This is a genomic window from Actinoplanes sp. NPDC051494 (assembly GCF_044454705.1).
Taxonomy (GTDB): domain Bacteria; phylum Actinomycetota; class Actinomycetes; order Mycobacteriales; family Micromonosporaceae; genus Actinoplanes.
In genome coordinates this window covers 22,383-33,264 of record NZ_JBITDZ010000019.1, presented here as the reverse complement: position 1 = coordinate 33,264, position 10,882 = coordinate 22,383, and the positions used below count along the sequence as shown (strand labels likewise).

Here is a 10,882-nt window from a genome sequence, read left to right as displayed (position 1 = left end):
TTCAGGCTCCCCACCGGCGTTCGGCGGCCAGCCAGGCGGCCTCGTCGCCGCGCGGCTCGTAACGCACGATGTGCTGAGTCTGCCGCACCAGCGCCCGCATCGCCCGCAGGCCGCCCTCGATCGCGCCGGCCGCGCGGGCCTGGACGAGCAGGTTGCCGAGCGCGGTGGCCTCGACCGGACCGGCCAGCACGGGCAGCCCGCAGGCGTCCGCGGTGAGCTGGCAGAGCAGTTCGTTGCGGGCACCGCCGCCGACGATGTGCACCGCTGCGACCGTCTTGCCGGACAGCGCCGACGCCTGCCGGACCGCCTTGCGATGGGCGAGCGCGAGGCTGTCCATGATGCACCGCACGATCTCCGGCCTGGTCATGCCGCTGCCGATCCGGCGCTCCATGTCCCCCGGCGGCAGGAAGACCGGATCATCAAGATCGACGTAGTTCTTCGCCGGCAGTGCGGCCGCCTTGGTGAGCAGATCCGAGATGTCGCCGTCTCCCCATTCGCGAAGGCACTCCTGCAGCGGCCACAGGCCCATCACGTTGCGGAGATAGCGGACGGTGCCGTCGACGCCGCCCTCGTTGGTGAAGTTCGCGAGCCGCGACTCCTCGGTCAGCACCGGGGCGTCCAGCTCGACACCGACCAGGGACCAGGTGCCACACGAGATGTACGCGAAACCGTCCGTCGCCGCCGGCACCCCGACCACCGCCGACGCCGTGTCGTGCGACCCGACCGCGATCACGTCCGGCGTCCCGATCCCGAGGCCCGCCAGCACCGGCCCGATCGTCGAACCGGGCTCCCGCAACGGCGGGAACAGCGCCGGATCGATCCCCACCCGGGTCATCAGATCGGTGGCCCACCCGCCGGTGCGCAGATCGACCAGCTGCGTCGTCGACGCGTTGGTGACCTCGGCCCCGACGACCCCGGTGAGCCAGTACGCGAGCAGGTCCGGGATCAGCAACAGCTGCCGTGCGGCGTCGAGCTGTGGGGTGCCGGCCGCCGCCACCAGCTGGTAGATCGTATTGAACGGCAGCTTCTGCAGGCCGGTGCGCGCGTACAGATCGGTCTCGGGGATCAGGCCGGCGACCTTCGCCGCGATCCCGTCGGTCCGGGCGTCCCGGTAGTGCACCGGGTTGCCGAGCAGCGCCCCGCTCGCGTCGAGCAGGCCGTAGTCGACCGCCCACGAGTCGATGCCGATCGCGTCGACCGGCCCGGCCCGGCGCAGCCCCTCGAGCACCCCCCGGAACAGCGCGAGAATGTCCCAGTGCAGCGTGCCGCCGACCGGCACCGGCTCGTTCACGAACCGGTGCGCCTCGGTCAGCGTCAACTCGCCCGGACCCACCCGGCCGACCATGACCCGCCCGCTGGACGCACCGAGGTCGACCGCCGCGAAGGTCGCTGTCACCGCAGGAACGCAGCCGCGACGCCCGCGTCGACCGGGACGTGCAGGCCGGTCGTGTGGGACAGCTCGCCCCCGGTCAGCACGAAGACCGCGTTCGCCACGTGCTCCGGCAGCACCTCGCGCTTGAGCAGCGTGCGCTGGGCGTAGTACTCACCGAGCTTCTCCTCCGGCACGCCGTAGACGGCCGCCCGCTTGGCACCCCAGCCACCGGCGAAGATGCCCGAGCCCCGGACCACGCCGTCGGGGTTGACGCCGTTGACCCGGATGCCGTGGCCACCCAGCTCGGCCGCGAGCAGCCGGACCTGGTGCGCCTGGTCGGCCTTCGCGGCGCCGTACGCGACGTTGTTGGGGCCGGCGAACAGGGAATTCTTGCTGGAGATGTAGACGATGTCGCCGCCCATGCCCTGCGCGATGAGCACCCGGGCGGCGGCCTTCGCGACCAGGAACGAGCCCTTGGCCATCACGTCGTGCTGCAGGTCCCAGTCGGCCTCGGTGGTCTCCAGCAGCGGCTTCGAGACGGACAGCCCGGCGTTGTTGACCACCAGATCCACCCCGCCGAACGCCAGCGACGCGGCTTTGACCGCGGCGACGACCTCGTCCTCGGAGGTCACATCGGCCTGCACAGCCACCGCGGCGTCCGGGCCGCCGATCTCCTCGGCGACGGCGGTGGCGGTCGCCAGATCACGGTCGGCGACGACCACGCAGGCCCCCTCGGCGGCGAGGCGCAACGCGATCGCCTTGCCGATGCCCGAGCCGCCACCGGTCACGAACGCGACCCGGGTGGCGAGCGGCTTCGGTTTCGGCATCCGCTGCAGCTTGGCCTCTTCGAGCGCCCAGTACTCGATGCGGAACTTCTCCGACTCGTCGATCGGCGCGTAGGTGGAGACCGACTCGGCGCCGTGCATCACGTTGATGGCGTTGACATAGAACTCGCCGGCCACCCGCGCGGTCTGCTTGTTGGCGCCGAAACTGAACATGCCCACCCCGGGGACCAGCACGATCGCCGGATCCGCACCGCGCAGCGCCGGGCTCTCCGGCGTCGCGTTGCGCTCGTAGTAGCCGCTGTAGTCCGCGCGGTAGGCCGCGTGCAGCTCCCGGAGCCGGGCCTCGACGTCCTCGAGCGGTGCGCCGGGCGCGGTGTCCACCACCAAAGGCTTGACCTTGGTACGCAGGAAGTGGTCCGGACACGACGTGCCGAGCGCCGCCAGCTCGGGCATCCGCGCCCGGCCCACGAAGTCGAGGACCACGTCACTGTCGGTGTAGTGGCCGACCTGCGCCCGGTCCGTCGACGCCAGCCCCCGCACGATCGGGAAGAGCGCGGCCGCCCGCTCCTTGCGCTCCGCCTCCGGCAGCGCCCCGGTCACCAGCGCGCCGAACGGCTCCGGGCGGCCGTGCTCGGCCAGGTATTCCGTCGCGGTCTTGATGATCTCCAGCGACCGCGCCTCGCACTCCTCGCTGGTGGCGCCCCACGCGGTGATCCCGTGCCCGCCCAGGATCACGCCGATGGCCTGCGGGTTGGCGCGCTGCACCGCGGCGATGTCGAGGCCGAGCTGGAACCCGGGCCGCCGCCACGGCACCCACAGCACCCGGTCCCCGAAGATCTCCTTGGTCAGCGCCGGCCCGTCGGCGGCGGTGGCCAGTGCGATCCCGGCATCCGGGTGCAGGTGGTCGACGTGCGGCGCGTCGACCAGCCCGTGCATCGCCGTGTCGATCGAGGGCGCGGCGCCCCCGCGGCCGTGCAGGCAGTAATCGAACGCGGCGACCATCTCGTCCTCGCGTTCCACCCCGGGATACACCCCGGCCAGCGCCCGCAGCCGATCGAGGCGCAGCACCGCGAGGCCGGACTCCGTCAGGGTGCCCAGGTCGCCGCCGGAGCCCTTCACCCAGAGCAGCTCGGTGGGCTCAGCCGTGACCGGATCCGTCTCCGTCGCCTTGGCCGAGGTGTTGCCACCCGCATAGTTCGTGGTCCGGGGGTCAGCACCGAGCCGATTGCTGCGGCCGAGGAGATCGCTGACTGCGGGGTTCGCCATGAGCATCCTTCGGGGAGCGTGAAACGTTTCAGAGATTGCGAGCAGGTTACGGCGACGGCCGGGGTGGGGTCAATAGCCCGGAACAGAAACGCCCCGAGGCTGAAACGTTCCTAAATTCCCCGCCCCAGCCAGAACGACCGTTCTTTCCGGCGGCGGGTCAGTAGACGCGGGAGCGGGCGACCGTCGAAGCCCGGGCCACCAGCTCGGGGACGAACAGGAGCTGCTGGTGGCGGTGCTCGGGGACGGTGGCCTCGTCCAGGACCAACTGGGCCGCGGCTCGGCCGAGCTCCTGGCGGGGCTGACGGACCGAGGTCAGGGGCACCGCCGCCGCCGAGGCGAATTCGATGTCGTCGAAGCCGACGATCGCCAGTTCTTCCGGGATGCGCAGACCGGCGCCGATGGCCTGTTGCAGCAACCCGAGCGCGAGCAGGTCGTTGGCGCAGAACGCGGCGGTCGGCCGGCGCCGGACCGGGAGCCCGGCCAGTCTTTCGCCGGCCGAGCGGCCCTCGGCGACCGTCAACGCCGCGGTCGGCAGGTAGGTGAGGTCCTCGGCGGGCATACCGAGCTCGGCCCAGACCTGGCGGGCACCTTCGAGGCGGTCGCGGACCTGGCCGAGGGATTCCGGGCCGCCGATCACCGCGACCCGGGTGTGGCCCTGTTCGGCCAGGTGCTCGACCGCGATCCGGCCGCCGAGCACGTCGTCGACCGCGACCGAGCAGAATTCGCCGCCCGCGCCCGCCCGGTCGACTATGACCACCGGGATGCCGCGCTTGGCGATGTCGGCCAGGTGCCGGGCCTCCGGGTCGACCGGGGTGATCAGCACACCCTGCACCCGCTGCTGCATGAGCCGGTCGAGGTGGACCTCTTCGCGGTCGGCGCGGCCGTTGCTGTTGCAGATGAACAGTGAGAGGTCCGCGTCCTCGGCGGCGAACTCGATGCCCTGGGCCACGTCGTGGAAGAACGGGTTGCTGCCGTCGAGCATCACGTAGGCCAGGGTGCGGCTGGTGCCGGCGCGCAGTTGCCGGGCGGACTCGTTGCGGACGAAACCGAGCTCGGCCATCGCGCGTTCGACCCGTTCGCGGGTGGCCGGGCTGACCACTTCGGGGCGGTTCATCACGTTGGAGACGGTGCCGAGCGAGACGCCCGCGGAAGCGGCCACGTCCTTGACCGACGGGCTTCTACCGATGGCCACCGTTCCCCCTTTGAAACGTTGAAGCGACATCGTACGGCACCCAACCCTGGACGCCCGCTTTCTGTTTCGTCAACGTTTCAATCTCGTGCTTGACATGTGTGATCGGGGCCACCTACCTTCGGCACACGGCGGCTGAAACATTTCAACGATCCGCCGCGGGAAGGCTCGGAGGTGGCCGTGAGCGCGTTGCTCCAAGTCCGCGACGTGAGCAAGTCGTTCGGCGCCGTGGCGGCCGTCCAGGGAGTCAGTTTCGCCCTGGAGAGCGGCGAGGCACACGCGCTGGTCGGTGAAAATGGAGCCGGCAAGTCCACCATCGTGAAGATGCTCGCCGGGGTGCACCGCCCCGACACCGGCACGCTGCTGGTGGACGGCGCCGAGGTGACGTTCACCGGTCCCGCCGACGCCAAGGCCGCCGGGATCGCCGTCATCTACCAGGAGCCGACGCTGTTCCCCGATCTGTCGGTCGCGGAGAACATCGCGATGGGCAACCAGCCGCTGACCCGGTTGCGCCAGATCGACCGGAAGACCATGCACGCCAACGCGACGACGTTGTTCGCCCGGCTGGGCGTACAGATTGATCCGGCCCGTCCGGCGAACGGCCTGTCCATCGCCGACCAGCAGTTGGTCGAGATCGCGAAGGCACTCTCCAGCCGGGCGCGCGTACTGATCATGGATGAACCCACCGCCGCGCTGAGCGGTGTCGAGGTCGACCGGCTGTTCGCGGTGACCCGGGCGCTGCGTGACGAGGGCGCCGCGATCATGTTCATCTCGCACCGGTTCGAGGAGATCACCGCGCTCTGCCAGCGCGTCACGATCATGCGGGACGGCAAGCACGTCTGCACCGAGCCGGTCAGCGAGCTCAGCGTCGACGACATGATCCGGCGGATGGTGGGCCGCGACCTCAGCGCGCTGTATCCCAAGCAGGAGACCACGGTCGGCGAGACCGTGCTGGAGGTCGAGGGGCTCGGCCGCGAGGGCGTGTTCCGCGACATCACGTTCCAGGTCAAGGCCGGTGAGATCGTCGCACTGGCCGGCCTGGTCGGCGCCGGGCGCTCCGAGGTCATGCAGGCCGTCTTCGGTGTCGACAGGTACGACCGGGGTTCGGTGACGTTCCTCGGCCGCAAGCTCAAGCCGGGCAACCCCCGCGCGGCGATGGCGGCCGGCATGGGCCTCGTCCCCGAGGACCGTCGCCAGCAGGGCCTGGTCATGGAGCTCTCCATCGAGCGCAACGTGACGCTGCCGCGCTCCCGGGCACTGGCGAAGCTCGGCCTGCTCCTCGGCGGCTCCGAGCGGCGCGAGGCGGCCGACTGGACGAAGCAGCTGCAGACCAAGTTCGGCCGGCTGTCCGACCCGGTGGGCACGCTGTCCGGCGGCAACCAGCAGAAGGTGGTGCTGGCCAAGTGGCTGGCCACCGGCCCCAAGCTGCTGATCGTCGACGAGCCGACCCGCGGCATCGACGTCGGCACCAAGGCCGAGGTGCACCGGCTGCTGTCGTCGCTGGCGGCCCGCGGGCTCGCCGTCGTCATGGTCTCCTCCGAGCTGCCCGAGGTGCTCGGCATGGCGGACCGCGTCATCGTCCTGCGGGAGGGCCACATCGCGGCCCAGCTCACCCGGGAAGAAGCCAACGAGGAGACCGTGATGTACGCGGCAATGGGGCAATCATGACCGCGGTGGCGACGCATTCCCCGAGGCGGGAAGCCGCGCGCAGAGTCTTCGGCGGGCTCATCAGGACGCGTGAGCTGGGCATCATCCTGGCCCTGGCCGCGCTGATCATCTATACCACCGCGAGCCAGCCGCGCTTCCTGTCCGCGCAGAGCCTCCGCGACATCCTGCTCAACACGGCGATCCTCGCGGTCATGGCCGCCGGGCAGGCGGTCGTGGTCATCACCCGCAACATCGACCTGTCGGTCGGCTCGGTGCTCGGCGCCAGCGCGTTCACCGTCGCCACGATGATGAGCGCGAACCCGGACCTGCCGATGATCGTGGCGCTGCTGACCGGCCTCGCCGTCGGTGCGGTCGCCGGACTGCTCAACGGGGTCCTGGTCCGGTTCGGCCGGGTGCCCGCGCTGGTGGTCACGCTCGGCACGATGTACGTCTTCCGCGGCCTCGTCTACTCCTGGGCCGGCGGGCAGCAGGTCAACGCCGACGAGCTGCCCAGGCACTTCCTCCGGTTCGCGAACAGCGGCGTCCTCGGCGTCCCGTGGCTGGTGCTGATCGCGCTGGTCGTGATCGGTGGCGTCACCCTGGTGATGCGCAACTACCGGGTCGGCCGCGAGCTGTACGCGATGGGTTCCAGCCCGGACGCCGCCGAGCTGGCCGGCATCAAGGTGGCCCGCAACCTGGTCGGCGCGTTCGTGGTCAGCGGCGCCCTGGCCGGCCTGGCCGGGGTGCTGTTCGCGGCCCGGTTCGGCACGGTCGACGCCGCGGCCGGCAACGGGATCGAGCTCAACGTCGTCGCCGCGGTCGTGGTCGGCGGAGTGGTCGTCTCCGGTGGCAGCGGCACGGTCTGGGGTGCGGGTCTCGGCGCGCTGCTGCTCACGGTCATCGGCAGCGCCCTGACGGTGCTGAGCATCAACCAGTTCTGGCAGCAGGCCATCGTGGGCGCGCTGATCATCCTGGCGATCTGCGCCGACCGCCTGGTCGCGGTCCGCATCGCCCGCTCGCTGCGGAAGAAGGACAGCCATGTCTAAGGCTCTCAAAGGCAGCTGGGACACGATCATCATCCTGCTCACGGTGCTGGCCATCGTGATCGCGTCGGCCGGCGTGCCCAACTTCGGGACCAGCCGCAACTTCACGTTCCTGATCCTCGACCTGCTGCCGATCGTGCTGATCGCGCTGCCGATGACGCTGATCATCGTGACCGGCGAGATCGACCTGTCGGTGGCCAGCATCCTGGGGCTGACCAGCTCGCTGATGGGCTGGTTCTGGAACAACGGCCTCTCGATCGAGATGATCATCCCGCTGGTCGTCGTGATCGGCGCGATCGCCGGGGTGTTCAACGGCTTCCTGGTCAACAGCCTCGGCCTGCCGTCGCTCGCGGTCACGATCGGCACGCTCGCGCTCTATCGCGGCCTCGCGTTCGTGGTGCTCGGCGACGGCGCGGTGGCCGACTTCCCGTTCGACTACACCGCGTGGGTGACCGGCACGATCGCCGGTGGACCCGTACCCAATGTGTTGATCCTGATCGTGGCGCTGGCGATCGTCTTCGGCGTCGTCCTGCACGCCACGCCGTTCGGCCGCTCACTGTATGCGATCGGCGCCAACGACAAGGCCGCGCACTTCGCCGGCATCCCGGTCGCCAGGACCAAATTCTGGCTGTACGTGGCCAGCGGCGCGGTCGCCGGCCTCGTCGGCATCCTGTGGACGCTGCGGTACTCCAGCGCCCGGGCGGACAACGGCTCGGGTCTGGAACTCGCCGTGGTCGCCGCGGTGCTGCTCGGCGGCGTCTCCATCTTCGGTGGCAAGGGCAGCCTGCCCGGTGTCCTCGCCGGCGTGGTCCTGCTCGCCACGCTGCAGAACGCGCTGCGCCTGCAGGACGTCTCCGGCCAGGCGCTCAACATCGTCACCGGCACCCTGCTCGTGCTCTCGGTCCTGCTGCCGAACCTCGCGTCCTCGATCCGCACCACGTGGCAGCGGCGGCGACGTCGCCAAGCCCCGGCCAGCTGAATTTCCCCCCGTCCATAGGAGTCAGCCATGTTCCGTTCCCACCGACGACTACTGACAGCTTCTATTGCCTCACTTTTTGTCGTGAGCCTCACCGCCTGTGGCGGCGGGACCACCAAGGACAGCGCGTCCAAGGACACCGGCGCGGCCAACACCGGGGCGTCGGCCGACCCGAACGCGAAGGCCAAGGAGGGCCTGAAGATCGCGTACCTGCCCAAGCAGCTCAACAACCCGTACTCGGACGTCGAGACCGGCGGCGGCAAGGTCGCGGTCGGCGAGCTCAAGGGTGAGTACAAGCTGGTCGGCCCGAACGACGCCAGCGCCTCCTCGCAGGTCAGCTACATCAACACGCTGATCCAGCAGCAGCAGGACGTGATCGTGGTGGCGGCCAACGACCCCAACGCGGTCTGCCCGTCGCTCAACCAGGCCCGCCAGGCCGGCATCAAGGTCGTGGCGTTCGACTCCGACGCGTCCAAGGACTGCCGCGACGCGTTCATCAACCAGGCCACCACCCAGGGCATCGGCGAGAGCCTGACGAAGATGGCCAGTGAGCTGGCCGGCGGCGAGGGTGAGATCGCGATCCTCTCGGCCACCCCGAACGCCACGAACCAGAACTCCTGGATCGAGGTCATGAAGACCGAGCTGGCCAAGCCGGAGTACAGCAAGCTGAAGCTGGTCAAGACCGCGTACGGCAACGACGACGACCAGAAGTCGTTCCAGGAGGCCCAGGGACTGCTGCAGTCGTACCCCGATCTGAAGGTGATCGTCTCCCCGACCACCGTGGGCATCGCGGCGGCCTCGCGCTACGTCAGCTCGTCGAGCTACAAGGGCAAGGTCGCGATCACCGGCCTCGGCCTGCCGAACCAGATGCGCGAGTACGTCAAGGACGGCACCGTCAAGAAGTTCGCGCTCTGGAACCCGGCCGACATCGGCTACCTGGCCGCGTTCGCCGGCTCCGCGCTCGCCTCGGGTCAGATCACCGGCAAGGAGGGCGAGAAGTTCACCGCCGGCAAGCTCGGTGAGTACACGGTCGGCGCCGACGGCGAGATCGTGCTCGGCCCGCCCACCGAGTTCACCGCCGAGAACATCGACCAGTTCGACTTCTAGACAGATGCGCTACTGCTTCCAGCTCCAGGTCCGTGAGGACCGCCTGGAGGAGTACGTGGAAGCGCACAAGGCCGTGTGGCCCGAGATGCAGGCAGCACTCCGGGCCACCGGCTGGCGCAACTACTCCCTCTTCCTCCGCCCGGACGGCCTGCTCATCGGTTACGTCGAAGCGGACGACCTGGCCGCCTCCGAGCTCGCCATGGCGGCCACCGACGTGAACACCCGGTGGCAGGCGGAGATGGCGCCGTTCTTCGCGGGCACCACCCCCGAGGACGGCTTCCCCCTGCTGACCGAGGTGTTCCACCTCTCCGACGAAGAAGGCTGACCACCATGACCGACCTGGCCGCCGTCAAGCGCGCGCTCGCCGCCCAGCGGATCGAGACGCCGTCCTGGGCCTTCGGCAACTCCGGCACCCGCTTCAAGGTCTTCGCGCAGCCGGGTGTCCCGCGCACCCCGCACGAGAAGATCGCCGACGCCGCTGTTGTGCACAGGTTCACCGGAGTCGCGCCGACCGTGGCACTGCACATCCCGTGGGACAAGGTGGACGATTACGCCGAGCTCACGGCGTACGCGAAATCTCTGGGTGTGGGTGTCGGGGCGATCAACACGAACGTCTTCCAGGACGACGACTACAAGCTCGGATCGGTCACCAACCCGGACCCGGCGGTGCGGCGCAAGGCCACCGACCACCTGCTCGAAGCCATCGGCATCATGGATCAGACCGGGTCTCGCGACCTCAAACTGTGGTTCTCCGACGGCATCAACTACCCCGGCCAGGACGACCTCACCAACCGGCAGGACCGGCTGGCCGCGGCGCTTCGCGAAACGTACGACCGACTCGGCCCCGACCAGCGCATCCTGCTGGAATACAAACTGTTCGAGCCGGCTTTCTACGCCACCGACATCCCCGACTGGGGTACGTCCTACGCGCACTGCCTCGAACTCGGCGAAAAGGCCACGGTCTGCATCGACACCGGCCACCACGCACCCGGCACCAACATCGAGTTCATCGTGGCGTTCCTGCTGCGGCAGAAGAAGCTCGGCGCGTTCGATTTCAACAGCCGTTTCTACGCCGACGACGACCTGATGGCGGGTGCGGCGGACCCGTTCCAGCTGTTCCGCATCATGTACGAGATCGTCCGGGGCGGCGCGCTCGACCCGGCGTACGGGATCAATTTCATGCTGGACCAGTGTCACAACATCGAGGCGAAGATCCCGGCGATCATCCGCTCGGTCATGAACATTCAGGAAGCGACCGCCAAGGCGCTCCTGGTCGACCGGGACGCTCTCGCCGCCGCCCAGAACAGCGGCGACGTGCTCGACTCGAACGCGGTTCTCATGGACGCGTACAACACCGATGTGCGGCCGTTGCTGGCCGAGGTGCGTACCGATCTGGGCCTCGACCCGGACCCGGTCGCCGCCTACAAGCGCAGCGGTTACCAGGAGCAGATCGTCGCGGACCGCGTCGGCGGCACCCAGGCCGGCTGGGGAGCGTAA

The 10,882-nt window shown here is 69.5% G+C and carries 9 protein-coding genes; 6 read left to right on the top strand and 3 right to left on the bottom strand.

The genetic code is table 11. The annotated features are described in order from the left end of the window. Position 1: 1 nt before the first annotated feature. The 3 genes from ACIA6A_RS39995 to ACIA6A_RS39985 all read right to left on the bottom strand — a co-directional run bounded on the left by ACIA6A_RS39995 (position 2) and on the right by ACIA6A_RS39985 (position 4,615). Positions 2 to 1,396 (bottom strand): rhamnulokinase family protein, encoded by a 1,395-nt coding sequence (locus ACIA6A_RS39995; protein WP_396103371.1) that lies wholly within the window; start codon positions 1,394 to 1,396, stop codon positions 2 to 4. Continuing rightward, a complete protein-coding gene (locus ACIA6A_RS39990; protein ID WP_396103370.1) occupies positions 1,393 to 3,423 on the bottom strand; it encodes a bifunctional aldolase/short-chain dehydrogenase in 2,031 nt (676 codons plus the stop codon). The genes ACIA6A_RS39995 and ACIA6A_RS39990 overlap by 4 nt, the downstream gene beginning before the upstream one ends. Before the next feature lie 157 nt (positions 3,424 to 3,580). Further along, complete coding sequence (locus ACIA6A_RS39985; protein WP_396103369.1) at positions 3,581 to 4,615, bottom strand: LacI family DNA-binding transcriptional regulator; 1,035 nt, start codon at positions 4,613 to 4,615, stop codon at positions 3,581 to 3,583. A 177-nt stretch (positions 4,616 to 4,792) separates the two neighbouring features. Here ACIA6A_RS39985 and ACIA6A_RS39980 point away from each other — a divergent pair, with 177 nt between their 5' ends. From ACIA6A_RS39980 to rhaI, 6 genes are all read left to right on the top strand, one after another. Beyond that, positions 4,793 to 6,280 carry a sugar ABC transporter ATP-binding protein gene (locus ACIA6A_RS39980; protein WP_396103368.1) on the top strand — a complete coding sequence of 496 codons (1,488 nt, stop codon included), beginning with the start codon at positions 4,793 to 4,795 and terminating at the stop codon, positions 6,278 to 6,280. Positions 6,281 to 6,285: 5 nt separating this feature from the next. Then, positions 6,286 to 7,305 carry an ABC transporter permease gene (locus ACIA6A_RS39975; protein ID WP_396103367.1) on the top strand — a complete coding sequence of 340 codons (1,020 nt, stop codon included), beginning with the start codon at positions 6,286 to 6,288 and terminating at the stop codon, positions 7,303 to 7,305. Further along, on the top strand, positions 7,298 to 8,281 hold the full coding sequence (locus tag ACIA6A_RS39970; RefSeq protein ID WP_396103366.1) for an ABC transporter permease: 984 nt from the start codon (positions 7,298 to 7,300) through the stop codon (positions 8,279 to 8,281). The genes ACIA6A_RS39975 and ACIA6A_RS39970 overlap by 8 nt, the downstream gene beginning before the upstream one ends. Positions 8,282 to 8,362: 81 nt before the next feature. Beyond that, positions 8,363 to 9,385, top strand: a complete 1,023-nt coding sequence (rhaS, locus tag ACIA6A_RS39965) for a rhamnose ABC transporter substrate-binding protein (protein WP_396103365.1) — start codon at positions 8,363 to 8,365, stop codon at positions 9,383 to 9,385. Between the two features lie 4 nt (positions 9,386 to 9,389). Continuing rightward, a complete protein-coding gene (locus tag ACIA6A_RS39960) occupies positions 9,390 to 9,710 on the top strand; it encodes an L-rhamnose mutarotase (RefSeq protein ID WP_396103364.1) in 321 nt (106 codons plus the stop codon). A 5-nt stretch (positions 9,711 to 9,715) separates the two neighbouring features. Next, the gene (rhaI, locus tag ACIA6A_RS39955) at positions 9,716 to 10,882 is read left to right on the top strand and encodes an L-rhamnose isomerase (RefSeq protein WP_396103363.1); all 1,167 of its coding nucleotides are present in this window, start codon (positions 9,716 to 9,718) and stop codon (positions 10,880 to 10,882) included.

Bases quoted from the DNA above. Each gene is read 5' to 3' on its own strand.
- ACIA6A_RS39970 (WP_396103366.1), top strand. From the start codon at position 7,298: ATGTCTAAGGCTCTCAAAGGCAGCTGGGACACGATCATCATCCTGCTC.
- ACIA6A_RS39990 (WP_396103370.1), bottom strand. From the start codon at position 3,423: ATGGCGAACCCCGCAGTCAGCGATCTCCTCGGCCGCAGCAATCGGCTC.
- rhaI (WP_396103363.1), top strand. From the start codon at position 9,716: ATGACCGACCTGGCCGCCGTCAAGCGCGCGCTCGCCGCCCAGCGGATC.
- ACIA6A_RS39960 (WP_396103364.1), top strand. From the start codon at position 9,390: ATGCGCTACTGCTTCCAGCTCCAGGTCCGTGAGGACCGCCTGGAGGAG.